The sequence below is a fragment of the Nannocystis pusilla genome (genome assembly GCF_020073745.1).
In the GTDB taxonomy this organism is placed as follows: domain Bacteria; phylum Myxococcota_A; class Polyangia; order Nannocystales; family Nannocystaceae; genus Nannocystis; species Nannocystis radixulma.
In genome coordinates this window covers 187,364-213,484 of record NZ_JAIRAU010000044.1, presented here as the reverse complement: position 1 = coordinate 213,484, position 26,121 = coordinate 187,364, and the positions used below count along the sequence as shown (strand labels likewise).

Genomic DNA, 26,121 nt, shown 5'->3' with positions numbered 1-26,121 from the left:
TCGGCCGACGAATAGCGGGCCGTGACGACGCGGTGATGGAAGCGGATCTTGCGGTCGATGCCGTACGCGGCCGCGGTGTCCCGCAGGTAGCGCAAGATCGACGGGCCGTCGGCGATCGCCCGCGCCTCGGTCCACGGGCGAAAGCTGTACCCGAGCGTGTGCATGTCCGAGTCGGAGCGCACCCCCGGGTAACGGAACAGATCCCAGGTGCCGCCGAGGTCGGCCCGCGCCTCGAGCAACGCGAAGCGCTTGCCCGGGCACCCGTGCTGCAAGTGGTAGGCGGCGCCGACGCCGGACAGGCCAGCGCCGATGATCAGCACGTCGAGATGTTCGACCGTCATGGCTCGAGCATTCTTCGACACCATGTCGAGTCTGTCAACACCGTGTTGACTGGCGCTGCAGATCGGTCCAGAATGCGGCCATGAGCACGTTTACGGGGAAAGTCGCGGCGGTGACCGGGGCGGGGTCGGGGATCGGGCGCGCGCTGGCGCTGGCGCTGGCGCGCCGGGGCGCCCGCCTCGCGCTGTCGGACGTCGACGAGGCCGCTGTGGCGGAGACGGCCCGGGTGGCGCGCCTGCTCGCGGCCGAGGTCGATGCGGCGCGGCTCGACGTCAGCGACGGCGACGCGGTGAAGGCGTACGCGACCGCCGTCGCCGCGCGCTTCGGCGTCGTCCACCAGATCTACAACAACGCCGGCATCGCGTTCTCGCGGTCGGTGATCGAATCGACGTACGAGGACTACGAGCGGGTGCTCGCGGTCAACCTACGCGGGGTCATCCACGGGACGCTGGCCTTCCTGCCGCACCTGATCGCGTCGGGCGACGGCCACGTCGTCAACATCTCGAGCCTCAACGGCTTCATGGCGCAGGGCCAGATGAGCCACTACTGCACCGCGAAGTTCGCGGTCCGCGGCTTCACGGAGTCGCTGCGGATCGAGATGCTCGCGGCCGGGTTGCCGGTCCGCGTCACCGTCGTGCATCCTGGCGGCGTGAAGACCAACATCGCCAGCGCCGCGCTCGCGCGGGCCCGGGCCTCCGGGCTGCCGGTGACCGCCGAGGACGAGGCCCGCGAGCGGATGTACAACGAGAAGTTGCTGAAGCTCAGCCCCGACCTCGCGGCCGAGACGATCCTCGCCGGCGTCGCGCGCGACCAGGCCCGCGTGCTCGTCGGCAACGACGCGCGCGCGGTCGACCTCCTCGTCCGCGCGTTCCCCGTCGCCTACCAGCGCGCGGCCGTCGCCCTCGGACGCCGGCTGACGGCCGCGGCGCGGGGCCGGCGATGAGCGACGGCAAGGACCGCCCGTCGCGCGCCCGCCGGACCCGCCGCACCAGCGGCGACGACCGCGAACAGGCGATCCTCGCCAGCTTCGAGGAATTGCTCGAGCGCCGCGCGTTGCCCGAGATCTCGATCGACGACATCGCCCGCGGCGCCGGCATCTCGCGGCCGACGTTCTATTTCTACTTCCCCTCGAAGGACGCGGTGCTGCTGTCGCTGCTCGATCGGATGGTCGAGCAGGCGCGAGCGGAGCGCGACGCGGCGCTCGCCAGCGCGGCGGGCGATCCAGCCCGGGCGTGGCGAGCCGCGATCGAGACGTACTACCGGATCTTCCGCGCCCACCGGGCGGTCAGCGTCGCCGCCGCGGACGCGCGCGTGACCAACCCCGAGGTCCGCGCGCTGTGGTCGCAGGTGATGACGAACCTCGTCGAGGAGACCGCCGCCGCGATCGAGGGCGAGCGAGCTCGCGGCGCCGCTCGCCCCGGCGTCCCGGCGCGCGACCTCGCGGTCGCGCTGAACTGGATGAACGAGCGGGTCCTCCACGCCGGCTTCGCCGGTCACGCGCCGACGATCGACGAGGCGCACGTCGTCGACGTGCTGCTGGCGATCTGGCTCGCGGCGATCTACGGCGGCTCGCCGCCGACGCCGAACTGACGCCGCGACGGACCTGACGCGCCCAAACATCTGTCTCTTCGAGCATGTCTATTGGGACATTGATGGCAGTCGCGCGCCCGGCTACTCCGCCGCGGCGACCTTCTCGATCCCGGCCACGCGCGGCCAGCCGAACAGGCCCGGGCGAACGACGAGGACCACGCGATCGCCGACGGCGAGACCGACCAGGTGCGGGTTCAGGCGCGAGATCTTGAGCTCGTCGCCGCCCGAACGGAAGTCGCGGAACACCAGCGCGTCCGCGCCCTTGCGCGCCCTCGCCTCGCGCAGCACCTCGGAGGGGTGACGCTCGAGCGGCCCGCCGCCGAGGAACGCGTTGGCCAGCAGCCCGGCCGCCAGCACCCACAGCGGCGGCGCGATCGCCACGAACCAGAAGCCCGCCGCCCGCGCCCGGGCCATCGGCCGCGTGCGCCACACGAGCGCCGCGACCACCACGCCCGCGACCAGGAGCACGAACCACGGGGCCCAGTCGATCGTGTCGGCCACGCGCCAGGCGACGATCGCCGGTGCGATCGCGCCCAGCAGCACCAGGTACATGCGGATCGAATCATCAGAGGAGGAGCGGGCCACGGTCGCTCCCAGCGTGCCGAGCGACCGCCGGCCGCGTCAAGCCCGTCGCGCTCCCGGTGAGGAGCTGCCGCGCTCGCGCCTGGCGCTCGCACCGGCGTGCCGCGAATGTCCTTTCGGCCATGTCTACCGCGCGGGCTCGCCGCCGCGCCGGCGCCGCCGCGCCCACCCCACGGCGCCCAGGACCCATGCGAACCCGGGCTCGCCGAGGGTGCACCCGCGGCTCCGGAGCTCCGGCGGCTCCGGCGGCTTCGGCGGCTCGACCGACGCAGGCGGCTCCTCGACCGGCTGCGGGAGCGGGGCCCCGGGCGGCGCGCACGTGAACTCGACCACGAGCGCCGGCGTCGTGATCAACTGGCTCTGGTCCACCGTGCCGACCAGCATCTCGACCCTGTGCGGGCCCGGCAGCGGGTACCGCTCGCGGAGCTCGCTGCGGTCGCACACCGCGAACACCAGGTCCGTGCCGGCCTCTCCGGCCCACGAGCGCCCGGGATCGATCTCCTCACACAGGCTGGATCGCGCGTCCCACGTGTGGCCGTCGATACGTGTCCCATAGACCAGGTAGTCGCGCAGCGGTTCGACCTCCGGCGGGAGCTCGACCCGGAGCGGCACCCTGGCCGCGCCGAACTCCTCCTGACAGGACCCGCGGATCACCGCCGGCCGCCACGACGTCCTGCGTCTGCGGCCCCGCGTGCAAGGTCGCCCGGGTCAGCCGCAGCGGCGCCGCGGCGATCGTCACCCTCGTCGTCAGCTCCGCCGGCGGCAGCGAGCCCGGGTCCCGCACGTGCTTGCGCGACTCGCTGGCCGCGGCGCTCTCGCGGACCGTCACCTCGTACACCTGGCCCGGCTCGAACTTCTTCGCCGGCACGATGACGTCGATACCGCCCATATCCCGGATCGTGTGCTTCACCGGCAGCCTGCGCTCGCCCTCGACGCGCACCACCTTCACCCGGTCCTTCGCGCCGGCGAGCGACTCCGGACCTGCCCACGGGAACCCAGGGGCATCGGGCGGGAGCAGGCCCCCCGGCGCCGACGTAGAAGCGCCCGGCGCCGACGATCGACTGCCCGCACGAGCACGCCTGCGCCTCGCTCTCGAGGACGGCCAGCGCCGCGCTCACCAGCACTCCCGTCCGTGCGGCCCGCATCGGCGCCACATCAGCACGCCCGGGCGAGCCGGTCAACCGACTCGCCCGTCCCGCGGCGCGCCGTCAATCCTCGGTGTAGAGCCCGCTCCGCCCGAGCCGCTCCTCCTCCTCGGAGAAGCCGACGGTCAGCGGATCGCCCAGGTCCGGATCGAAATGATAATTGTCCTGCAGGAAGCGCTCGGCGATCACGCGGGACTCGAGCTCGCGGATGTAGTCCTGCGCGATCTTCTTGGCCTGCAGCGCGCTCGCGGCGTCACCTCGCGCGAGCAGCCGGTGCAGCTCGAGCCGCACGCCCGCGAGCTTGCCGACGGGCCCCATCATGCGGAAGTTGCTCTCGACGCGCTCGACTGGGATGCTCGATTGATTGAACGCCCGGGCGCGGGCGAGCTCGGACGCGAGGCTCGGCCAGTAGCGCGTGGTGTAGAAGGCGGCGTCGTCGCGGTGGTACCACTCCTCGGAGCGGGCGATCGAGGACGACACGGTGTTGTGGAGCTTCCACAGGAACAGCCGCAGCGACGGCCCGTCGGACACGGCCCCCAGCTTGTCGTCGATGGACATGTTGAAGCTGGTCGCCTCGAGGTCGTGCCCGAGCAGCAGGTACTCCACCGGGTACATGTCGACCTCGCGGTTCTGCACCACGTAGGCGTTGAGGTGGTGCCGGCAGTACGGGCACGGGTACATGGTGGCGAACAGCTTGAAGAACTGCTTGAACACGGGGACCAGACGCTGCTGCTCCCCGGCCGGCTTGTCACACACGATCTCCGCCACCGTGTGGAGGAAGCGCCACACCGGCGGACCGATGAAGTACGGGAAGCTGACGCGCATCTGCGCGTCCCGCACGTCGTTGCGGCCGACGTACACGTCGACGAAGCTCACGTACTGCGAGATGCTGCCCGAGTCGCGCCCGAACTCCGCCCGCTCGCGCCGCTTCTGCACCCCGTTCAGGTAATGGCGCGACAGCCACCAGCTCTGCAGGAGGCGCAGCTTCTCCGGCGGGCTGCAGCCGGGGAACGCCGCCACCAGCTCCTTGCCGTAATACGCGAACTCGCCGGCGTCGTGCATCCATTTGAACCACCCGTCCATCACGACGTCGGTCGGCCCCTCGCAGGTGGCGACGTGGCTGGCGTTGCTGACCGAGAACGCGCTGAGGAGCTTCGGCATGAAGTCCTCGTACCAGTAGCGGACCGGCATCATCGCGCCGTCGACCGTCTCCAGCGCGTTGTCGAGGATGACCCGGTGCCACCGGTCGAGGTAGGTCTTCGGGTCGCCGGCCGGCTGCGCCCGCTGCGGCGCCGACTCCTGCGCCAATTCCTCGGCGCGCAGGCGCCTCAGCTCGCCCAGGGCCAGCACGCCCTCGACGACATCGCCGAGGCCGAGCCGCTGCTTGCGCATGCTGATGGCGAACTCGACGCCCGCCGCGAACTTCTCGCGCGTGTTCTCCGACCGGCTGCGCGCCTCGACCATCGCCTGGTGCTCGGCCAGCATCTCCGCGGTCTTCGGGACGGTCTGCCAGTTGGCGATGCGCTCCTGCAGCCGCGCGTACTCGGCCTCGAGCGACTCGACGACCGCGTCGAGCGTCGGGTGGCATACCTCCTCGACCACCCCGAGCGCCTTGTACAGGCCCATCGCCGTGCGCACGAACGGCACGAACTCGGTGATCCGGTACGGCAGGTTGCGCACGCGCAGGTGCGTCTCGTGGTTGGCGGAGAAGCTCTCGCGGAAGCAGCGGTACGCCGCGCCCTGGATCAGGCGAAACAGGCCGATCTGGAGCTGCAGGACCGACGTCCCGCGGACCTTGCCCGCCTGCGAGTCGCGGGCGTTCTGCTCGCGCAGGCGGGCGATCTCGACCTCCACGGTGGCCTGCGGCTCGTCCGCCGCGGGCGCAGCCTCCGGCGCGGCCTCGGCCCGTTCGCGGGCATCGACCGCGCCGGCGATCGCCGCCGCGTTCGCGGCCGCGCTGCCGAGCGGCGCCGCGGTCTCGAGCGCCCCCGAAGGCCGCGTCGGCACGGCCTGCGCCAGCTGACAGAACTCGGCGAAGCCGATCGAGCCGTCGCCGTCGACGTCGACCTCCTTGATCATCTCGTCGAGCTCGCGCGCGGTCAGCCCGACCTGGCTCATGACCCCGCCCATCTCCTCGGCGGTGATCCGGCCGCTGCCGTCGCGGTCGAACACGGCGAACGCGAGCTCGAGCCGGCTCCGGCGATCGCCGTAGCGGGCCAGCATCAAGGTCGTGAACTCGCCGAAATCGATGTGGCCCGAACCGTCGCCGTCGACCTCCTCGATCAGCCCGCGCAGCTGCGACTCGGTGGGGTCCTGCCCCAGCGATCGCATCACCGCCCCCAGCTCGTCGGCCGAGATCGTGCCGCTGCCGTCGGTGTCGAAGATCCGGAAGGACTCCCAGAGCCTGTCGACATCGCGCTTGTCGAGGGTGAGCTCCGCTGCGAATGGACCGTCGGCCGAGGTGGTCATCGTCGTCCGCGACTTTAGAACGGCGCGCATTCCGTCCGCAGCAAAAAACGACGCGTGCGGGCACGAGCGGCCGCTCGCGATCCGCGCATCAGGGCCGCTTCGCCTCCTCCTGCCATTTCCCGCGGAGACTCGACCGGGCGCGACGGCTGCGACAGCGACCGTGACGCCGTCGCCTCTCGAACACGGCGATCGAGACGCGCGCCGCGAGGCTCACGGCGAACCCAGTGCCTGACTCTTCGGCCAGGTCGAGCCGACGGCGCGGCTCGTCCCCGAGATCGTGGGCGAGGCCGATTCGGATGCCGGACAACCCCCGGGTCGAGAGGGCGGATTCGCGCCCCGGCGACGAGAAGTCTGCGCGAAATCGCCATTTTCAAATATATCTTGCAGATAGTATCTCCAAGATATATCTTGGAGATACACACGAAATCATGGCGAAACCGATGTCCCTGCGCTCCTTCTGCTCGTGGAACCTCCTGGCTGTTGCTTGCCTCGCCGCGTGCGAGGGCGGAGCGTCCGAGCCGACCCCGCTGGGGCCGGGCCGGCGCTCGATCTACGTCACCGCGGCTGACGGCACGCGCCTGGCCGCCGACGTGTGGCTGCCCGCAGACACCACGGCGCCGGTGCCGACCATGCTGCGGCTGACCCGCTACTGGCGCGCCACAGAGTACCTCGGCGACGCCGGAGCGGCCGATCAGGAGGAGATGCTGGCGAACCTGTACGTCTCGCAGGGGCTCGCGGTCGTCGCCGTCGACGCGCGCGGCACCGGGGCGTCCTTCGGGGTCTCCGCCGGGCCGTGGAACGCGGACGAGCGGGCCGACGGGGTGGCGGTGCTCGACTGGATCGTCGACCAGCCCTGGTCGAACGGACAGGTCGTCGGACTCGGGGTCAGCTACGAGGGCAACACCGCCGCCCTGATCGCGGCCAGCGGGCACCCGGCCGTGAAGGCCGTCGTCACCCGGTTCCACGATCACGATCCCTTCGCCCACCTCGCCTTCCCGGGCGGGATCGCCAACATCGGGTTCATGAATCAGTGGAGCGCCTACACCGCGGCGCTCGACCGCAACGACGCCTGCGCGCTCGCTACCTTCGAGGGACGCACCTGTCCCGAGAGACAGGCGATGATCGCCGGGCCGCGCCCGGTCGTCCCCGACGACCTCGCCGCGGCTGTGGCCGGGCACGCCGGCAACCTCGACCTCGCCGCCGCGCTCACCCGGATCACGTTCAAGGACGACCCACTGGCGACGGGCGGCGAGAGCTTCGACGCCATCGCGCCGTACCGCTGGGCGGCCGAGGGCGCGGCCGTCCCGACCCTGCTCACCGCCAGCTGGATGGACGGAGGCACCGCGGCCGGGGCCCTCGACGCGTGGGCCAGCCACGACGGCCCGATGGTCGTCGAGATCGGCGCCTACTCCCACGGCGGCATCTTCGACTCCGACCCGCTGCGCGACCCGCTGCCGGCGGCCGATCCGGCGATCGCGACCCAGTACGTGCAGGCGCTGCAGTTCCTCGGCGAGCAGCTCGGCGGCGCGCCGGCGCCCGCGCGTGAGCTCCGCTACGTCACCCTGGGCGAGGGCACCTGGCGCACCACCACCACCTGGCCGCCGCCCTCGGTGACGCCGCGGCTCCTCGCCCTCGCCGCCGGCGGCTCGCTGCGCGACGGCCTCGCCGACGCCGGCGAGGACACGCTCGTCGTCGACGGCTCGGCGACCACCGGCCGCGAGAACCGCTGGCTCGGGGCGCTCCAGGGCGCGCCGGTCCGCTACCCCGACCGCGCCGCCGCGCCGGGCCTGCTGTCGTGGACGACCGAGCCATTGGACGCCGACACCCGCATCACTGGCACGCCGGTCGTCCGTCTTCAGCTCCGCGCCTCGGCGGCCGACGCCGCCGTGTTCGTCTACCTCGAGGACGTCGACGACCACGGCGCGACGCGGTACGTCACCGAGGGCCAGCTCCGCCTCCTGCACCGCGCCACCGGCGATCCGGGGCCCGGCCGCGAGCGCGTCACCGGCCGCACCTACCGTCGCGCGGACGCCCGCGACTACGCGCCGGGCGAGCTCGTGGAGCTCGTCATCCCGCTGCTGCCGACCTCTGCGCGCATCGCGGCCGGGCACCGGATCCGCCTCTCGCTCGCCGGCGGGGACGCCGACACCTTCGCGCCGATCACCCCTCACGGCGCGACGTTCACGGTGCTGCGCGGCCCGGCGGGGTCGACCCTCGAGCTGCCCGTCGACGGCGCTCCGTGACTGGTCTAGAAGTGCGAAGCGTGAGTCGACAGGAGCAGACCCACATGGCGGTGCTCGGGGCGCTGAGCGTCGAGCCGATGTCGGGCTACGCGCTGCGCGAGGCGATCCGGGACGTGCTGGGCCACTTCTGGAACGAGAGCTTCGGGCAGATCTACCCCGCGCTCACGAGCCTCGAGGAGCAGGGCTTCGTCGCGCGCCAGCCCGGGGCTCGCTCCGGCAGCTCGGTGTTCACGCTGACGCCCGCGGGGCGGCAGCGGCTGCAAGCCCTGCTCTCGCAGCCGATCCAGACCGCCCCGCCGCGCAACGGGCTGCTCCTGCGCCTGTTCTTCGGCCGCGTCCTCGGCGCCGCGGCCTGCCGCGCGCTGGTGACGGCGGCCCGCGACGAGGCCGCCGGGCACCTCGCGGCCTACGCCAAGATCCGCGAGACCACCGCGGCCGAGGGCGGCGTCGATCCCTACATGGGCCTGACGCTCTCGTTCGGCGAACACGTCTCGCGCGCGGTGCTCGCCTGGGCCGACGAGGCGCTCGCGACCCTGTCTCACCTGCCCGGCGAACCCGGCGCGTGAGCCCCGGCCGGCTCCGGACGGGCCGCGTATTCGTCGTCGGATGATTGCACGCGCATCGATCGACGAGCGCGCATCGTCGGCGCCTGCCTGTGCCTGCGGGGCACAGCCCGATCGGCGTGCGGGGAATGACTCCGATGTTCAAACTGGCCTCACGTTCGCCCGCTCCCGACGCTGTCCCACAGCTCGCCGCGCGGCCCCGCTCGCGCCGATATCTCTCGCAGCGGCGTGCGGGCTCGTCATCGATCGCAGGCAATCTCATTGGCGCGACGATGCGGAGCGCGCGCCGCGGCAGGAGCCCGCGAGCGAAGTTCTTCGTGGTGCCTGCGGCCAGAACGTGGTTCATTCGTGCCCACCACATGATCGAGCGCGCGACTCTGGGGGGCCTGGAATTCGAGTACGACACCGAGCGTGGCAACATCCGAATGGGTGGTCACCCGGCGATCTTCATCTGGACCGAGAGCACCCTCGCCGGCCTGATCTCCGGCCTGCAGCGCATGGTGGGCACCGACCGCTTCCGCCTCGCGCTGCACGGCGGCGGCCGCGACGGCGTCGCCGACGACTGGGCCTACATCTCGCAGTTCCCGACGTTCGAGCAGGGCTTCGCCGCGCTCGTCCACGTCGCCGCGACCTTCGGGTGGGGCCGCTGGGAGCTCGTCTCGCTCGATGATCAGGCCCAGCGGGCCGTCGTGCGCGTCCACCACCACTGGGAGGCGAACATCCAGAAGGTGCTGGACGTCAGCTGGGGCTCGAGCTACCTCGGCGGCAAGTTCGCCGGCATCTTCCAGCGCCACTTCGGGGTCGCGCAGTGCTGGGCCGAGCAGGTCGCGTTCGTCACCAACGGCGACGAGTACGACGAATTCGTGATCACGCCGTCGAACGCCAGCCTGGAGGACCGGCTCGAGCGCATGCTCGCCACCGACGACGCGACCCGGGCCGACCTCGCGGTCGCGCTCGAGCGCGTGCGCAAGGAGGTCGAGGAGCGCGTCGAGGCCGAGCAGCGGCTGCTGGAGAAGCTCGACCTGATCGCCCGCCAGGAGGACGCCATCCGCGCCCTGGCGACCCCGATCATCGAGGTCTGGGACGGCGTGCTCACCCTGCCCCTGGTCGGCGTCATCGACAGCCAGCGCGCCGCCGACATGATGGGCCGCCTGCTCGAGGCGATCCTCCAGAAGAAGGCCGGATACACGATCATCGACCTGACGGGCGTCGAGCTCATCGACACCTCGACCGCCGAGCACCTGCTGCGGCTGGTGCTCGCGGCCGAGATGCTGGGCGCGCGCTGCATCATCACCGGCATTCGCCCCGCGATCGCCCAGACCATGGTCTCGATCGGCGTCGAACTGTCCAGGCTCACGGTGCTCGCCACCCTGCGCGACGGCCTGACGTATTGCATCGACCAGACGCGCAAGCCCGGGCGCGCAGCGCCGGGGCGATGACCTCGAAGGCGCGCCGGACGACGAGCTCAGCGCGCCAGCTCGGACGAGTACCAGCGCACGACGTCCTCCCCGCGTTCGTACCGCTCGAGCCACTGCGCGGCGAAGGCAGGCAGCGGCTGGTGCTCGGGATCATGATTGGGCAGCTGCGACCTCAAGATCCGCCACGACGCCGCCCGCCGCGCCGGCCCTGATACGCCCGCGAGGCCGTCGGGGAGCGAGCCGTCGCTGCCCCCGCGGAACAACGACAGCAGCGAGCGGAGAAAGTGTCGGGCCCGGAAGGTCGGCAGGAGCACGCGCGCGTCGATCTTGCGCACCTCGAGCGGCACGTGGGCGTTGAAGCCCTCGACGATCACTTGCAGCACACGCCCCATGTGCAGGGCCACCGACGGCAGCACCGCCAGGCGGTACGCCTCGCCGCCGCCGATCGCCCGGTAGACGATCAGCGCCGAGCTGCGGTGCTCGACCTCCTCGACGAAGTGCCACAGGAACATCGACGCGACCCGCTCGTCGCCCGGGCGGAACAGCTGCTCCTCGTGGTCGAGCAGCAGCTTGAACGTCGGGGTGAACGAAGCCTCGAGATCGGCGATGTAGGCGAGGTGATAATTCAGCGACCTGGTCGCCAACAGCTCGTCGAAGCAGCCGATCGCCCGCTCCACCGTCTCTTGCAGGCCCGGATACGTCCTGCTCAGCGCCTTCAAGTGCTGCCGGTGGACCCGCGCGTGCTGGGCCTCCTGGCGCAGGAACGCGTCCGCCTCGGCGGCCACGGACGGCTCCGTGATCAGAGGCATCGCCTGGCGGATCGCCTGCACGATGTATTTTTCAAAGGCGATGGCGATGATGCTGATCATGTTCGTCATCAGCGAGAACGCCGGCTTCTCCGGCTGCCACAGGAAGGGCACGTCCCCGTCGAAGTCGAACTGCACCCTCCGCACCTGCAGCGCCGTCATGGCTGCCATGATGTGGCACGACGGGCGTCGTTAGAAGGGTGCCCCTCGTCGCCGCCCCGGGGGCCGGCGGCGACACCGGCACGTCGCCGAGGTCCGGTCTCGCTCGCCCCGGCGGCGCGTGCCGGGGAGCGGGCACGCCTCAGCCTTCGCCACTCGCGCCGGCGTTCGCGCCGGCCTCCCGCCACATGCGGTAGAGCCCCGAAATGTCGCTCGAGCACAGCAGCGGCATCGCCTCGTGGATCTGCTCCAGCGGCCAATCCCACCACGCCATCTCCAGCAGCGTGGCGATCTCGGGCTCCGAGAAGCGCTTGCGGATCGGCCTGGCAGGGTTCCCGCCGACGATGGTGTAGGGCTCGACGTCGCGGGTGACGAGCGCGCGGCTTCCGATGACGGCGCCGTGGCCGATCCGCACGCCAGGCATGAACATCGCCTCGGCGCCGATCCACACGTCGTTGCCGACCACCGTGTCGCCGGCCTTCTGGAAAGCGTCACGCGCGCCCGCGAACGCCGGCACCTCGGGCATGTAGAAGAACGGGAAGCTCGAGACCCAGTCGTGGCGGTGGCCCTGATTGCCCGCCATGATGAACGCAACGCCGGTGCCGATCGAGCAGAAGCTGCCGATGATCAGCTTGTCGACGTCGGTGCGGTCCGGCATCAAATAGAGGGCGCAGTCGTCGAACGAATGGCCGTGGTAATAGCCGGAGTAATAGCTGTAGCGGCCGGCGACGATGTTGGGGTTCTTGATCTGCTCAGACAGCAGCTTGCCCTTGAAGGGGCTCTCGAAGAAGTTCATGGCAGAGCTTTCGGGTTGCCCGGCGAATCCTACTCCAGATCGCGCCGCCCGGGCACGAAAGCCCCGTGGCTCCCCGACGCCGAGCACTGCATCGTCTCGCGGGCAGCCGCATCCGGCCCCCCCTGGCGCGAGCGAGCCGGGCACCTGCGCTGGATCCCCGCGTCGTCGCGGCCGTCCGGGCCCTCGGCGAGGGCCTCGTGCGCGAGGACAGCGGGGTCAAGAGCTCCTGACCACGGAACCCCTGGGGCTCCCGCTTGCTCCCGGATATACTCGTCACGACGAACGCAGGGAGCTGCAGCATGCACGAGACGAGCGCTTCACCGCGAACCGTCCTGATCACCGGCGCCGGCCGGGGCATCGGGGCCGCCACCGCGCGGCTCGCCGCCCGCGCGGGCTATCGCGTCTGCATCAACTACGCCGCCGACGACGCCCGCGCCCGCGAGGTGGTCGCCGACTGCCGGGCCTGTGGCGCCGACGCGATCGCGGTGAAGGCCGACGTCGCCTCGCCGGCCGACGTCGAGCGCCTCTTCGTCGCCTGCGAGCGCGACCTCGGGGCGATCACCCATCTGGTCAACAACGCCGGGATCATCGGCGCGCCGGCGCGGGTCGAGGACGTCGCGGCCGCGACGGTCCACAGCGTGCTCGCGGTCAACGTCGCCGGCGCGATCTTCTGCACGCAGCAGGCGATCCGGCGCATGTCGACCGAGCGAGGCGGGCGCGGCGGCGTCATCGTCAACGTCTCGTCGATCGCCGCCGTCACCGGCAGCCCGGGCGAGTACGTCCATTACGCCGCGTCGAAGGCGGCGCTCGAGACCTTCACGATCGGCGTCGCCCGCGAGGTCGGCCCGCTCGGGATCCGCGTCAACGCCGTCCAGCCGGGCACGACCGACACCGAGATCCACGCCCGCTCCGGCAACCCCGACCGCCCGGCGATGGTCGCCCGGATCGCCCCCCTGCGCCGGGTGGCCGGCGCCGACGAGGTCGCCGAGGCGATCCTGTGGCTGCTGTCCGACCACGCGTCCTACGTCTCGGGCGCCGTGGTCAAGGTCACCGGCGGCTTGTGAGCTGTTCGATGCGACATAGCTCTTCGAGCATGTCTCCTCGGGCAGCATGAACGGCGGTGGCCGCTATTCCTCGCCCGCCTCGGCGCGCAGCCGGGCCAGGTCGAGCGACGCGGCGTGGAGCCAGGGCGTGGCCTCCGGGTCGACGTCGGTGCCGTCGAGCACGCGCGGCACCGGGACCTCTTCGCGGCTATGGCTGACCATCCACGAGTTGCGGAACAGATCGCAGCACAGATGCAGCGTCTCGTCCGTCTCGTGGAAGGACATCGGCGGCACCAGGGGCTGCAGCGCGTCCAGCGTCACGTCGACGCCCACGAAGTCGGCCGGCTCGAAGAACACCGCGCCGGCGAAGTGCAGCGGGCCGAGCGACTCGCGCGACAGCACGTGGATCTTGTCGCCCTCGACGACGAAGCGGTCCGGGTCGAGGAACAGCTCCTTGCCGAGCATCACGACCGGGGCGGCGAAGATCCGCCGCATCGCCCAGTGCCGCGCGCGGCGGTACACCTCGAGCACGCGCGCGACGCGGTTGCCTCGCTCGCAGTAACCGGCCCGGAGCGAGCGCAGCCGGCCGAGGTCGGCCTGAGCGAGCCAGTCGAGGGCGCGCGACGGCACGCCTGCGGCGAACTCCAGGCGGAGGCTGCCCAGCAGGCGCGACCGAGGATCGGCCATCGTCCGGGCGAGCATGCGAGCGTCGCCCCGCCCCGCGATATGCATCGTGGTTGCGACGACGAAGCCGTTGCGCCACACGCAGTCCCGCATCGCCATGCTCAGGGGTGCCCAGCGCACGCGCACGCGCCGGCGTCGTCCGGGTCGGCGAGGAGCCGGGCCTCGATCGCCTCGACAGGGCTCGACATGGGTCGCACGAGTTTAGGGCGGCATCGCCTCGCCGGCGGAGCCGAGCTCTCGCGCGTTCCCACACGGCCGAGCGCGCGCCGACGAGCGCCGACGCCTGGCAGTCGCCACGCTCGTCACGCGGCGCCCGTCAATTCGCCCCGCTGCGGACCCATTCGATCACCGTGCACAGCTGCGCGTCGGTGAGCACCTTCCCGATCGGCATCGGGTTGCCGCCGCCGCCGACGACATTGGTCTGCTGATTGAGCAGCTTGAACAGCAGGTAGCTGCGATCGACGTCGCCGGCGGTGACGATGTCGATCGCCGCCATCGTCGACGGCACGCCGACCATGCTGTCGCGGAAGCTGTCGCCGTCCTTGAAGATGAGGCTCGTGCCCACCCCGTTGCCGTGACAGTTGCACGACCCCTTGACGGCCTGCCAGGCCTGCGCCGCGCTGACCGAGGCCGGCGCGCAGTCGAGCGGCACCAGCGGCAGCGGCGGCACGCACTGCTGCTGCTTGCACACCGACTGGTCGCAGTCCTGGTTGCCGAAGCAATTCTCCCCGAGCGAGCAGGCGGCGCAGTGTGGTCCGCCGCAGTCGACGTCCGGCTCGTACCCGTTGGCGACCCCGTCGGAGCAGCTCGGTGGCACGCACGCGGTCGTGCACAGGTCGTCGTCGCTGTCGTCGCCGTCGTCGCACACCTCGACGCCCGCGTGCACGAAGCCGTCGCCGCAGCGGGCCGCCTCGCAGGTGCTCAGGCAGTCGTCCTCGTCGTTGTCGTTGCCGTCGTCGCAGGCCTCGCCGGGGTCGAGGAAGCCGTTGCCGCAGCCGCCCGGGAGGCAGTCGTTGGGGCAATCGTCGGAGTCGATGAGGTTGGCGTCGTCGCACACCTCGACGCCGGCGTACACCAGGCCGTCGCCGCAGCGGGCGAACTGGCACGCGAGGGTGCAGGGGCCGTCGTCGGCGTTGCCCGCCCCGAAGTCGCAGATCTCCGACGACTGCACCACCCCGTCGCCGCAGACCGCGTCCGGCTCGCCGGTCGGCTCGCTCGTCGGTTCGCTCGTCGGTGCCGGCGCGTCGGTCGTGGTCGCGGGCTCGCCGGTCCCGGTCGCCCCGCCGACCCCCGTGTCCGCAGGTCCGTCCGTCGCGGCGCTGTCGGCGGTGTCGCAAGCGGCCGCGACGAGGGAGAGCGAGAGGACCAGCGTGCGCATGCGGAACCCGAGAGTGCCGACCGGCCCGCGGTCCGCCAAGCCTCGAACGCCCTCGGGTTCTCCCCGTCGCGCCGCGAGCGCGGCGGACGACTGCGAGCGCGAGCAGCCGGGCGGGTGTCACGAACCCCGCTCCTTCCGCCATGCCTCACCGCGACGATCGCTCTCTCGCAGTTCAAGCGAGCTGCGCGTCGTGGTCGGGCGGCAGGTCGAACGCCCCCCGTGCCAGCGCCTCGGCGCAGGCCGCGAGGTACGCCTCGGTGAACCGGGCCCGGACTCGCTCGCGGGTCGCCTGCACGGCCTCCGCGTTCCATTCGAACGGCCAGCCGAGCACGTCGCAGAGAGCCTGGGCGGCGCGGCGCGCTTCGCCCGGCTCGTACGACGTCGGGGTCCGCACCTCGGGGTCGTCGAGCAGCGCGACGAGGCCGGCGATCGGCGTCGCGTGACCGAGAGCCGCGAGGCCCCACAGCGCGAACACCCGCGTGCGCGCCTCGGGGTGCGTCAGGTTGGGCTCGAACACCAGGGCGGCGATCGGATCGGCGATCTTGCGCAGCGCGTCGAGCAGGACGAAGGGCGTGTGCTGACCTGCCGCGTGCGCCATGAGGACCTCGACGCCGTCGCGGTCACGCAGCTCGCCGAGCGCGTCGACGGCCCACGCCCAGTCGGGGTCGTCGCGGTCGCGGGCGATCGCGCGGAGGTCGGGGATGAACCGCGGCCGCGACTTCATGCCCTGCACCAGCCAGCCTCGCGTGTCGTCGCGCACGCCCAGGAGCTCGCGGACCTCGCGATCGGGCAGGCCGCCGGGGTCGCTGTCGCCGAGCGCGAGCAGCACGTCGACGCGCCTGTGCGCCCGCTGCTTGCTGCCGCGAGCGGCCCGGCGCAGGGCCGGCAGACCATCGCTGCCGAGGTCGGTGACGCTGGCGAGCAGACGGGCCAACCCCTGCGGCGACCGATCCTTGAACAGAGGCAACAGGGCGAGGACCGCAGGATCTTGCCTGGCCATCGCGCGAGCTTTTCGCCCGGGGCGCGGGCGACTGTCAACCGCGCAGCAACACCTCGACACCGGCGAGCACGAGAAGATCCTCGTGCCGCTCCCAGGTCGTGCAGGCCGCGCTCGGGCAGCGAGCATCCCGGCGGCTGCATGCCCCGCGGCGACCTGGCGCCTCGACGCGAGCGACCGCCTGGCTACGGCCCGCTCTCACATGTCTCATCGGACATGCCTCTTATCACCTGCCCCATGAAACATTTCCTTTCAAGCATGCTGGCGGCGAGCCCTGGCCCGTCCCGCGGCAGGCGCAGCGCGAAGGCGGCGCGGTGTGCGATCGACCAGGTGACCGCGCTTGCGACGGTCGCCGCTCGCGCAGCTCCGCCGGATCCTCGCGGGCAGCCGGTTGCTCGCGGTCGGGCCCCGTGCTAGGCAGCCCGCTCCCATGGCCGCGGGACTCAGCCAGCGCCAGCGCGACGCGTTGCTCCGGCAGTTCGGGCTCGGCCGGGCCCGGGTGCTCGCCATCGGGATCGACGATTACGACCCGGACTGCGGCTTCGCGCCGCGGACGACCTCGCGGAGAGACGCCCTCGGGTTCGCCGATTGCTTCCGCGACATCCCGCAGCTCGGCGCCGACGCGGGCGCCGTCAGGGCGCTGGTATCGGGTCGAGGGACGATGCCGTCGCGCGGCGAGATCGTCAAGGCGCTGCGGGAGCTCGTCAAGTCGAGCGCCGCGGGCGATCGCTTGATCGTCTACTTCAGCGGCCGGGCGCACCGGTTCGCCGGCGATCCGGCGGCCTATCTGGTGCCGCAGGACGCGTTCGCCGCCGACGATCCGGGCTGCCTCGTCTCCCTCGCCCTCGTCAAGCAGCTCCTCGCCGGCTCGCCCGCGACGCACAAGCTCATGATCCTCGATGTCTGCGTGACCGGCCCCGGCGCCTCACCCGTCACGGAATTCGAGGACTCCCTGCGCGACCCCGCCGGCGCGGCGATCCTCGCCTCGTCCGCCGCGGACGCCCCCACGACCACCCGGTCGCCGAACCCGCAGCACAGCCTGTTCACCGCCCTCCTCCTGCCGGCATTGCGCGGCGAGGAGCCCGAGGCGCTCACGGCCCGGCTGTTGACCATCCCGGGCCTCCACGAGTTCCTGTCCGCCGCGCTCCGCCGCTGGTCCGGGTCCGCGGGCTCGGTGCAGCGGCCGTTCCTCCACGAGTCGGCCGACACCCCGGTGCTCGCCGACTTCAGCGGCCCGCTCCTGAGCCCCGGCGCGTTCGAGCTCGACGGCAGGCTGTTCGACTCCGTCGAGCTGACGGGCGACCCGCGGCCCGTGTCCGTCAAGGAAATTTTGAAAGATCTCTCGCGCACCCACTATTCACAGTCGTACCTCGAGCAGCGGGCCAACGCTGCCCTCGGCGAGCACCTCGCGGAGGACCTCGGGCGCGTCGTCAGCCGCCTGCGCGCGCGGTTCAAGTGGGCGTCCTCCGCGGTGACCGCCGAGGGGGCGGGCGTCACCTTCCCCGACGGCCACTACAGCGTCCGCTACGAGGCCACGGAGAAGACGCGCGGCGTCCTGGTCGAGGAGCTCGCGCTCCAGCCGGCGTGGCTCGACGCGCACGCCCAGATGGGCGCCCTGCTCGAGTGTCTGCAGCTCGAGCCCGACCGGATCCGCTTCGCCCTGCGCCGCCGCTGCGAGCCCGCGCGCTGCGTCCCGAAGCTCGAAGCCAGCGGCTGGCAGATCACCTCCGAGCTGGCGCACAAGGTCGAGGCGGAGCACGGCGAGTGCACGCTGATCCTCGAGAAGCACGCGCTGACGCTGGTCGACCTCCCCCTGCGCCAGCTGTTCGCCGAGGCGCCCGACCGCGACGCCGTCCGCACGGCGGCCGCCGCCCTCGCCGTGTTCAACGGTTAGATGTCCTCAGGACATGTTCCTGCGCGAACGAGCGATGCGGCGGCCGGAGCCGCCGCGAATACAGCTACGTCCGCAGCGCGCGGCTCGTCATCGTCAGCGCCTCGCGCAGGCCGTCCTGCAGGGTGGCGAACGTCGGCACGCGCTCGAGCGGGACGTCGAGGGCGACCAGCGATTCGGCCATCGTCGGCGAGATGCCGACCAGCATGCAGCGCGAGCCGAGCAGACCGGTCGCGCGGATGGCGTCACGGAGGTAGGCGATCGCCTCGACGTCGACCTCCGGTACGCCGGTGACGTCGATCAGCACGCACTCGGCGCGCGACTCGGTGACCGCGCGGAGCAGGCTCTCGAGCATCAATTTCCCGCGGTCGGCGTCGATGTGACCGATCAGCGGCAACGCCAGCACGCGGGTCCACAGCTGCAGCACCGGGACCGACAGGTCGCGGATCGCCTGCTGCTGCGAACCGATCAGCGCCAGCTTGCTCTCGAGCTCCGCCGTCCGGACGCGCACTGCCTCCTCGAGGCGACGGTTCTGCTCGCGCAGTTCTTCCTCGCTCTGCATGAGCTCGCCGACGGGCAGGTGGATATGGATCACCTCCTGTACCTGGCCGGCCGGGTCGACCACCGGCGCCATGGCCGACGCCACCCACGCGGCCTGGCCCGCGCTGATGGACTCGGTTTCCTGAGGGTCGTAGCGGATCGACGGCATGTGCATCGCCACGCCCTGATTGAACACGCGCTCGACGAGCGGCGTGATCCCGAATGCCCGGATCTGCGGATCGGCGAGCACGTTGTACTCGGCCACGTCCGCCGCCTTGACCTGCCACAGCTTCTCGTAGGCGCTGTTGACCTCGGCCGTCAGGCCGTCGGCGCGGTAGACCTGCACGCTCACGACGTTCGAGCCGACCAGCGCGCGAAACCGCCGGGACTCGACCTCCAGCTCCGCCACTCGCTTGCGGAGCTGCGCCAGCTCGCTCTCCGCGTCCTGTTGTGAATACTCGCTTGATTCCGCCAAGGAGACCTCCTGGAGATTGTTGGCGAGCGCCGTCGCCGCAGGAACCTCCACAAAGGCAGCAGTGGCGCCGCAGCCGCCACTAAACCGCGTTCCGCGCCTCCCGCCGAGATCCGCGGGCGCCCGCATTTCGTCCCCCCGGAGCCGCGGGTGCGATGATTCCGCAGATGCACGTATTGATGGAATGTACGGCGACGCCGAGATCGTCACGAACCGAGCGCGTCGCCCGTTGCAAGCATCGTCCTCGCGCGGAGATCCGACAGCTGGCAAAGGCGCGAGGAGGGCGCATGTCGGGAAAATGTATTTGACGAGCGACGCGACCAGCGGCGGAGAACAAGCGAGGGCTGCTCGACGTGCCCGGGTCGCGGCACCGACTTCGTCGGGGTTCGCGGGCCGCTCAGGCGCCTGTCTCTTCGCGCAGCTCTCCGTCCTCGATGCGCCACGTGACGCTCGTGCACGCGCGGGCGAACGCGTCGTCGTGGCTGACCACCACCAGCGCCCCCGGGAACTCCGCCAGCGCCGCCTCGAGGCGCTCGATCGCCGGCAGGTCGAGGTGGTTCGTCGGCTCGTCGAGGACCAGGCCCCACACGGGCCGCCCGAGCCCGAGCGCGAGCAGCAGCTTGCGCGCCTCGCCCGGCGACGGCCGGGCCGAGCGCAGCAGCGTCCCCGGGTCGACGCCGAGCGCGGCCACCACCGAGAGCACGCGGCCGCGCTCCTCCGGGGCCAGCCCGCGCACGGCCTCGAGGTGCTCCACGGCCTCCTGTTCGGACATGTCCTGTGGGACATACAGAACGCGCGCCGGCGGGCAGCGCAGGTGCGCCAGCAGGGCGCGGATCAGCGTGGTCTTGCCTGCCCCGTTGCGGCCGGCGAGGCGGACGTGGGCGTCGCGGGCGAGCGCGATCTGGACCGGGCCGAGGACGCGGCGTGGACCGGCGCGGAGCTCCGGCAGGTCGAGCGCGGCGAGGTACGCCGACGGTGCGCGCTCCGCGGCGACCGCGATCGGCCCGCCGAGCTCGCCCTCGTACGCGTGGTCGGCCAGGGCCGCCGCGCTGCGATCGATGGCGCGCCGCAGCACGCTCGCGCCCCGGCCGAGCGACTTCTCCGACCACTCGGCGAGGGTGGCGGCGCCGAGCGTGCGGCTGTCGCTGTCGTGCTTGCCCTTGCTGCGCACCCGTCGGCTGCGGTTCGCCGTCGCGCCGGCGAGGGCGCGTCGCTGGTCGTCGAGGCGCCCCTCGAGCCGGCGGTGTTGGCTCTGCAGGGCCGCGCGGGTCGCGTTGTGCTCGGCGCGTTCGGCCTCCCACGTCTGCCGGGCCGCCCCGTACGGCAGCCACCAGTCGTGCACGCCGCCGCCGTGGACGCGCAGCGTGCGTTCGGTGAGCCCGTCGAGCAGCGCGCGGTCGTGGCTGACCACCACGCCGACGCCGTGAAAGCCCCGCAGCGCCGCGATCAACAGGCGCCGGCCGGCCCTGTCGAGGTGATTGGTCGGCTCGTCGAGCAGGAGCACGTCGGGCTCGTCGAGCAGCGCCGCCCCGATCTGCCAGCGCTTGCGCTCGCCGGGCGACAGGCTGCTCCAGCGCCGCAGGTCGCCGGGCTCGAGCGCGAGCTCGCCGAGCAGGCGGCGCGCGGCCCCGTCGTCGCGCGCCGCGAACCGCTCGATCTCCGGCGTGCACACCTCCACGCTCTGGGGACATGTCGTCAGGGACAGGTCCGGCGGATCGCGCTGGATCGACCCCGCGCTCGGCTCGAGCTCGCCCGCGAGCAGGCGCAACAGGGTCGTCTTGCCGGCGCCGTTGGCCCCGACGAGGCCGGACCAGCCGGGCACGAGGTGCAGGTCGACGCCGGAGAGCAGGGGGACGTCGCCGTACGAGAACGCGAGGTCGCGACAGAGGATGGTGGCCATGAAGATGCTCCTGAATCTCGCCCGTCGCTCGCCGCAGGGCGGCGCGAGGCGGGCAGCTGGGGGACAGCGGGATTCAGGCGTGCAGCTTCAAGGGCGGGCCAGCTCCGAAGAGGTTCGACCTCCCGAAGATAGCCGCATCCGGGGACCGGGCGCAAGTCGGCGCGCTCCGCGTCGCCCCGGCCTCCCGTGCGAGGTGCGCAGGAGCACGGCGATGTCCAGGTCGAGGGCTCGCCTGACATGTCCCTTGGCACATGTCATGAGCGAGCCGTGGTCTCGGCCCGCGGTCGAGCTCCGTCGAGCGGACCCCCGACCTCGTCCGCGCGCGCGGCTCACTCCTCACTCCTGGAGCGCGCGGGCTGAGCGACTGCAACCTTGGACATGTCCTGCGTGACATGTCCTTGATGACATCTCAGTGACCGCCCGCGGCGTAGAGGGGCAGCAGCGCGATGGTCCTGGCGAAGCCGACCGGATCGTCGACGAGCGCGCGGCCGAGGTCCACCGCCACGTCCACGCCGTCGGACACGATCGACTTGGCGAGCTCGATCGACACGGCGCTGCGGTCGAAGCAGCGCTCGGCCCGGAGGTCGCCGACGACGGTGATGTCGGCCTCGCCCTCCAGCGTGAACGTGCAGTCGGCGCTGAACTCGAAGAACCGCGCCTCGTAGTCCCACTCGCCCAGCTCCAGGCGGCAGCCCTCGGCCGGCCGCCAGCCGTCCTTGCCGCGCGCGTGGAGGCCGATCTCGTTGTCCCACACGCCGCTCTCGTCCAACTCGATGGCCACGCCGAACGCGACGGGGTCGGCCTCGTTGGCGGCCATGGCGAACGCGAAGCTGCGATTGAACCGCCCGGTGGCCTCGTTGTCGCTCCCGTCCACCTCGCACGACGCCGTCGGGTCGGCGGCCCAGCCCTCACGCTCGCTGTCGAAGGCGAGCTCCTGCCCCTCCGAGACCATGGCGAGCGAGGACGTGACGATCGCGGACTCGCGCTCGTGCCCGAGATCGGAGATGACCTGACAGGCGACGAGCGAACAACAAAGCAGCGGGGCGAGGAGCTTCATGGCGTGGCGCGAGGCAAGGGCAGTCAGCATAGATGAACCCTCCCTCACTGTCACACCTCAGCGCGCAAAATACCGGGGGTGGTCGAGATCCGTCAGCAGCTCCGCCTGAACGGGGCGCCACCCCAGCAGCTCGCGCGTCTTCTCGCTCGCCGTCGGGAGGTCGAGCGCGAAGAACGGCCCGAGCCACCCGAAGTGCTCGACCGGCCGCGCCTCGACCGGAACCTCGAGCCTTCGGCCGATCACCGCCGCGATGTCCCGCGTCGGAACCCCCGCCTCGGCGACCGCGTGGACCCGCGTCCCCGCGGGCGCCTTCTCCACCGCGAGCCTGAACGCCACCGCCGCGTCGAGCCGGTGCACCGCGGGCCAGCGATTGCTGCCGTCACCCACGAACCCGGACACCCGCTTGTCCCGCGCGATGCGGATCAGCTCGGGCACGAAGCCGTGGTCGCCGTCGCCGTGCACGGTCGGGGGCAGTCGCACGATCGACACGCGGACCTCACGCTCCGCGAACGGCAGCGCGGTCGCCTCCGAGAGGCGAGGAAATGTCGAATCGACAGGCGTGTCCTCGGTCGCCGGGCCGCCCCCGGGCGCCCGCAACGTCCCGGACGCCACCACCAGCGGCCGCCCCGAGCCTGCCAGCGCATTGCCGAGCGTCTCGATGGCGCGGCGGTCGACCGCGATCGACGCCGCGTAGTCCGAGAAGTCGTGGATGAACGCGGTGTGAATGACCCCGTCGCTCGCTGCGGCCCCGCGCTCGAGGCTTGCGAGATCTGCCAGCGACCCGCGGAGCACCTCGGCTCCCGCCGCGGCGATCGCCTCCGCGTTCGCGTCCGAGCGCGCGAGGCCGAGCACCTGATGCCCGTGGTGGATCAACTCCCGAACGACAGCGCTGCCGATGAAGCCCGAGGCTCCCGTGACGAAGATTTTCATGTCCAGGAAACTACCGGTCCGCCTGCGCCGGGGATTGGCGGTTCTTGGCGAAAAACTGTCCGGGCGTCATCCCGACGATGCGGCGAAAGTGGCGGTTGAGCTGGCTCTGATCGTACAGACCGACCTGCGGCGCGATGTCTTTCGGCTTCGTGCCCGCCGCCAGCAGCGCCTTCGCTTGCATGATGCGCAGCCGCGTCAGGTAGGCGTGCGGCGGCATGCCGACCTGCGCCCGGAAGGCGCGGCTGAGGTGGAATTTGTCCATCCCAGCGTACTCGGACAGCTCGTCGAGCGACAGCGCCCCGGCGAGTCGCTCGCGCATCAGCCCGAGCGCGCGCCGCACCGGTCGCGTCGGCTCGAGCTTCGACTCGCGCATCGCCGTCATCGCCGCGATGACCTCGGCGAGCAAACACTCGAGCGTGAAGGCATCGGCCCCGACGGCGACCGCGTCGTGCAGGCGGCGAAAGGGTCCGCCTCGCGGGTCGTCCGCCGCGAGACACGACTGCACGCGGAGCGTGTCGACCTCGGGCGTGGAGAAGCCGATCATTTGATAGGTGACCGGGCCCTCGCGCTTGAGGTCGCGGTGCACGTCGCCGGGTTGGAACACGACGATCGAGCCGGGCGCGCCCGTCCACGCGCGACCGTGCGTCCAGAACTCCGAGCGGCCCGACTCGAACCGGGTGATGAGGAAGGTCTCTTTCACCCCGGCGAACGGCGCGTCGCTCGCCACTCGCGCCGCGTGCAGGCCAGGCAACGAGACAGGGAGGGGCTGAGCCCGGGTGGCCATGCCGGCGATCATAGCGCCTCGCCGCCGCCCCGCTTGGGCATTCTTGGCGGCCACGCGCGCCGCGCTGCGCCCCGAGACATCAGGCCGAGCCCGAGCCGGGGGCGGCGAGCGCCCTGCGGTCACGCGCGCCGCCGGCCACGCTGGCGAACTACATGGCCCAAAGGACAGGCATGGGCGGACGCGTCGCGCCTGAATGCAGCGACCGCGACTCTACCAGTTCACGTGGTACGTGCAGGTCGGCGCGCCGTCGTCCTGACAGCCGCCGGCCCCGTGCTCGATCAGCGGCTTCACCCCGTAGCGGGCGCAGCAGCCCTCGATGATGCCGATGTTGAACGGGCACAGGCCGCGCTGCGTGCGGACGATCGTCGCGCTGTAGTCGTCCTCGATCGTGCACAGGATGTCGCCGACGTCGCCCCCGCGGGTGTTGAGCTTGAAGGCCGCGCCGAGGCTCATCAGCACCTTCTGCACGCTGTCGATGCCCGGCGGGAACACGGCCGCCTCGATCATCTTGCGGCCGACGGCCATGACCGCGGCGCGCCCGACCTGTTCGCCGATCCGGTAGTAGATCGAGCTCGCCCACTCGTAGTCGTACCAGCCCTCGGGGTCGATCCGCTCGACGCCGGCGTCTGCGAGGATCTTCCGCACGACGCTGTTCGCCGCGCCGAACGCCAGCACGAACGAGTTCAAGGCCGCCCCGGAGTACTCCGCCTTCGTCGCGTTCATCCGCAGGGCTTGTACCGCCCGGGCGGCCGGCGTGTCCATCCGGCGCGCTCTGCAGACTTGGAGGAGCGACAGCGAGAGGTCGGGGTGAGCCCTTACGACACGCGCGCGAGGCCGGCGATCGACGAGGTCTTCATCGCTCGCGCGCCTCCGCCGCAGGCGAATGATCACACCGCGCTGCGCCACGGCGGGCATGCAGGTGCCGAGCGTCTCCTTGCCGGGCGCCTCGCCCGCGACGAACAGCGGCACGCACTCGAGGCCCAGGGCGGCGCAGACGTTCGGCCCGGTGACGTCCAGGACGGGATGCAGCAGCCGACGAACGTCTGGTCGCACTGGGGCACCAGGACCGACTCGAGCGGCCGTGCCGCATCACGGCTTCAGCACCACCTTGATGCAGCCCTCTTTCTTGTTCTGAAAGATGTCGTAGCCCTTCGGCGCCTCCTCGAGGTGGAGCCGGTGGGTGACGACGAACGACGGATCGATCTCCTTCGCCTCGATCCGCTCGAGCAGCGCCGGCGCGTAGCGGTGCGTGTGCGTCTGCCCCATCTTCAGCGTCAGGCCCTTGTTGAAGGCCGCGCCGAACGGGAAGTGATCGATGTGCCCGCCGTACACGCCCGGCACCGAGACCGTGCCGCCCTTGCGGCAGGCCATCACCGCCTGGCGCAGCACTGTCGGCCGGTCCGGCTGCAGGCCGACCGCCTGCTTGGCGCGGTCGTACCAGAACTCGAGCCCGTGGCCGTGGGCCTCCATGCCGACGGCGTCGATGCAGATGTCGGGTCCCCGGCCGCTCGTCAGCTCCTTGAGCGCGTCGAGCACGTCGGTCTTCTCGTAGTCAATCGTGATCGCGTCGCACTTCATCTTCGCCAGCGCGAGGCGCTCGGGGAAGCGGTCGATCGCGACCACCCGCTCGGCCCCCAGCATCTTCGCGCTGCGCAGCGCGAACAGGCCGACCGGGCCGCAGCCCCACACCGCCACCACGTCGCCGGACTGCACCCCGCACACGTCGACCGCCATGAACCCCGTCGAGAAGATGTCGCCGATGAACAGCACCTGCTCGTCGTCGAGGTCGCTCTCGATCTTCACGTGGTTGATGTCGGCGAACGGCACGCGCACGTACTCCGCCTGTCCCCCGGGGTAGCCGCCGAACAGCGCCGAGTAGCCGAACAGCCCCGCCGGCGCGTAGCCGAACTGCTTGCTCGCCAGCGCCGCGTTGGGGTTGCTGCGGTCGCACAGCGACCACAGCTCGCGCTTGCAGAAGAAGCAATCGCCGCAGCCGATGTTGAACGGCACCACCACCCGGTCGCCCGGCTTGACCGAGCGCACCTCGCGGCCGACCTCCACCACCTCGCCCATGAACTCGTGGCCGAGGACGTCGCCCTTCAGCAGGGTGGGGATGAGGCCGTCGTAGAGGTGCAGGTCGGAGCCGCAGATCGCACAGGACGTGACCTTGAGGATCATGTCCCTGGCGTCGACGATCGCCGGATCGGGGACGGTCTCGATCCGCACGTCGCGGGTACCTTGGTAGCGCAGGGCTTTCATGGCCGCTTCCATGACTCGAGTCGCGGCCCCGCGGTAGCCGACCGCCCGCCGGGCGCCGGCACGCGCCGCCACTCGC

General features: G+C 71.6%; 23 protein-coding genes. 7 read left to right on the top strand and 16 right to left on the bottom strand.

Features of this window, described 5'->3' with window-relative positions:
• The coding region (locus tag K7C98_RS32245; protein WP_224195664.1) for an FAD-dependent oxidoreductase at positions 1–341 on the bottom strand (341 nt) is incomplete at its 3' end.
• An 80-nt stretch (positions 342–421) separates the two neighbouring features.
• On the opposite strand from K7C98_RS32245, the gene K7C98_RS32240 reads away from it, so the two are divergent.
• Both K7C98_RS32240 and K7C98_RS32235 read left to right on the top strand, forming a co-directional pair.
• The gene (locus tag K7C98_RS32240) at positions 422–1,282 is read left to right on the top strand and encodes an SDR family NAD(P)-dependent oxidoreductase (RefSeq protein ID WP_224195663.1); all 861 of its coding nucleotides are present in this window, start codon (positions 422–424) and stop codon (positions 1,280–1,282) included.
• The gene (locus K7C98_RS32235) at positions 1,279–1,929 is read left to right on the top strand and encodes a TetR/AcrR family transcriptional regulator (RefSeq protein ID WP_224195662.1); all 651 of its coding nucleotides are present in this window, start codon (positions 1,279–1,281) and stop codon (positions 1,927–1,929) included. Before K7C98_RS32240 ends, K7C98_RS32235 begins: the two co-directional genes overlap by 4 nt.
• Before the next feature lie 81 nt (positions 1,930–2,010).
• Here the strand turns inward: K7C98_RS32235 and K7C98_RS32230 are convergent, their stop codons facing one another.
• The 3 genes from K7C98_RS32230 to K7C98_RS32220 form a co-directional block, all read right to left on the bottom strand.
• Positions 2,011–2,514, bottom strand: a complete 504-nt coding sequence (locus K7C98_RS32230; RefSeq protein ID WP_224195661.1) for a hypothetical protein — start codon at positions 2,512–2,514, stop codon at positions 2,011–2,013.
• 123 nt (positions 2,515–2,637) lie between these two features.
• A complete protein-coding gene (locus K7C98_RS32225; RefSeq protein ID WP_224195660.1) occupies positions 2,638–3,165 on the bottom strand; it encodes a hypothetical protein in 528 nt (175 codons plus the stop codon).
• Positions 3,166–3,719: 554 nt separating this feature from the next.
• Positions 3,720–6,125, bottom strand: coding sequence for an EF-hand domain-containing protein (locus K7C98_RS32220; RefSeq protein WP_224195659.1), 2,406 nt, complete (start codon positions 6,123–6,125; stop codon positions 3,720–3,722).
• A 440-nt stretch (positions 6,126–6,565) separates the two neighbouring features.
• Between K7C98_RS32220 and K7C98_RS32215 the strand changes: the two genes are divergently transcribed.
• The 3 genes from K7C98_RS32215 (at position 6,566) to K7C98_RS32205 (ending at position 10,370) form a co-directional block, all read left to right on the top strand.
• Complete coding sequence (locus K7C98_RS32215; protein ID WP_224195658.1) at positions 6,566–8,368, top strand: CocE/NonD family hydrolase; 1,803 nt, start codon at positions 6,566–6,568, stop codon at positions 8,366–8,368.
• A 20-nt stretch (positions 8,369–8,388) separates the two neighbouring features.
• On the top strand, positions 8,389–8,934 hold the full coding sequence (locus tag K7C98_RS32210) for a PadR family transcriptional regulator (protein WP_224195657.1): 546 nt from the start codon (positions 8,389–8,391) through the stop codon (positions 8,932–8,934).
• 356 nt (positions 8,935–9,290) lie between these two features.
• Positions 9,291–10,370 carry an STAS domain-containing protein gene (locus K7C98_RS32205; RefSeq protein ID WP_224195656.1) on the top strand — a complete coding sequence of 360 codons (1,080 nt, stop codon included), beginning with the start codon at positions 9,291–9,293 and terminating at the stop codon, positions 10,368–10,370.
• A 26-nt stretch (positions 10,371–10,396) separates the two neighbouring features.
• Here K7C98_RS32205 and K7C98_RS32200 read toward each other — a convergent pair whose 3' ends face one another.
• On the bottom strand, positions 10,397–11,317 hold the full coding sequence (locus K7C98_RS32200) for a metal-dependent hydrolase (protein WP_224195655.1): 921 nt from the start codon (positions 11,315–11,317) through the stop codon (positions 10,397–10,399).
• Between the two features lie 139 nt (positions 11,318–11,456).
• Positions 11,457–12,110: a type B chloramphenicol O-acetyltransferase gene (gene catB / locus K7C98_RS32195; RefSeq protein ID WP_224195654.1), complete on the bottom strand. Its 654-nt coding sequence runs from the start codon at positions 12,108–12,110 to the stop codon at positions 11,457–11,459.
• Positions 12,111–12,409: 299 nt separating this feature from the next.
• Between catB and K7C98_RS32190 the strand changes: the two genes are divergently transcribed.
• The gene (locus K7C98_RS32190) at positions 12,410–13,174 is read left to right on the top strand and encodes an SDR family oxidoreductase (RefSeq protein ID WP_224195653.1); all 765 of its coding nucleotides are present in this window, start codon (positions 12,410–12,412) and stop codon (positions 13,172–13,174) included.
• Between the two features lie 63 nt (positions 13,175–13,237).
• Here the strand turns inward: K7C98_RS32190 and K7C98_RS32185 are convergent, their stop codons facing one another.
• The 3 genes from K7C98_RS32185 to K7C98_RS32175 all read right to left on the bottom strand — a co-directional run bounded on the left by K7C98_RS32185 (position 13,238) and on the right by K7C98_RS32175 (position 16,215).
• Positions 13,238–13,840 (bottom strand): hypothetical protein, encoded by a 603-nt coding sequence (locus tag K7C98_RS32185; RefSeq protein ID WP_224195652.1) that lies wholly within the window; start codon positions 13,838–13,840, stop codon positions 13,238–13,240.
• Positions 13,841–14,153: 313 nt separating this feature from the next.
• The gene (locus tag K7C98_RS32180; protein WP_224195651.1) at positions 14,154–15,215 is read right to left on the bottom strand and encodes a DUF4215 domain-containing protein; all 1,062 of its coding nucleotides are present in this window, start codon (positions 15,213–15,215) and stop codon (positions 14,154–14,156) included.
• 172 nt (positions 15,216–15,387) lie between these two features.
• Positions 15,388–16,215, bottom strand: a complete 828-nt coding sequence (locus tag K7C98_RS32175; RefSeq protein ID WP_224195650.1) for a HEAT repeat domain-containing protein — start codon at positions 16,213–16,215, stop codon at positions 15,388–15,390.
• A gap of 427 nt (positions 16,216–16,642) precedes the next feature.
• Here K7C98_RS32175 and K7C98_RS32170 point away from each other — a divergent pair, with 427 nt between their 5' ends.
• Positions 16,643–18,106 (top strand): caspase family protein, encoded by a 1,464-nt coding sequence (locus K7C98_RS32170; protein ID WP_224195649.1) that lies wholly within the window; start codon positions 16,643–16,645, stop codon positions 18,104–18,106.
• A 64-nt stretch (positions 18,107–18,170) separates the two neighbouring features.
• Here the strand turns inward: K7C98_RS32170 and K7C98_RS32165 are convergent, their stop codons facing one another.
• The 7 genes from K7C98_RS32165 to K7C98_RS32135 form a co-directional block, all read right to left on the bottom strand.
• Entirely contained in the window at positions 18,171–19,118 is a 948-nt protein-coding gene (locus K7C98_RS32165) for an STAS domain-containing protein (RefSeq protein ID WP_224195648.1), read from the bottom strand.
• Between the two features lie 394 nt (positions 19,119–19,512).
• The gene (locus tag K7C98_RS32160) at positions 19,513–21,015 is read right to left on the bottom strand and encodes an ATP-binding cassette domain-containing protein (protein WP_224195647.1); all 1,503 of its coding nucleotides are present in this window, start codon (positions 21,013–21,015) and stop codon (positions 19,513–19,515) included.
• 409 nt (positions 21,016–21,424) lie between these two features.
• Positions 21,425–22,102 (bottom strand): hypothetical protein, encoded by a 678-nt coding sequence (locus tag K7C98_RS32155; protein WP_224195646.1) that lies wholly within the window; start codon positions 22,100–22,102, stop codon positions 21,425–21,427.
• A 27-nt stretch (positions 22,103–22,129) separates the two neighbouring features.
• The gene (locus K7C98_RS32150; protein ID WP_224195645.1) at positions 22,130–23,002 is read right to left on the bottom strand and encodes an SDR family oxidoreductase; all 873 of its coding nucleotides are present in this window, start codon (positions 23,000–23,002) and stop codon (positions 22,130–22,132) included.
• Positions 23,003–23,012: 10 nt separating this feature from the next.
• On the bottom strand, positions 23,013–23,786 hold the full coding sequence (locus K7C98_RS32145) for a helix-turn-helix domain-containing protein (protein WP_224195644.1): 774 nt from the start codon (positions 23,784–23,786) through the stop codon (positions 23,013–23,015).
• A gap of 210 nt (positions 23,787–23,996) precedes the next feature.
• Positions 23,997–24,839, bottom strand: a complete 843-nt coding sequence (locus tag K7C98_RS32140) for a heme NO-binding domain-containing protein (RefSeq protein ID WP_224195643.1) — start codon at positions 24,837–24,839, stop codon at positions 23,997–23,999.
• A gap of 36 nt (positions 24,840–24,875) precedes the next feature.
• A complete protein-coding gene (locus tag K7C98_RS32135) occupies positions 24,876–26,045 on the bottom strand; it encodes a zinc-dependent alcohol dehydrogenase (protein ID WP_224195642.1) in 1,170 nt (389 codons plus the stop codon).
• Positions 26,046–26,121 lie beyond the last annotated feature (76 nt).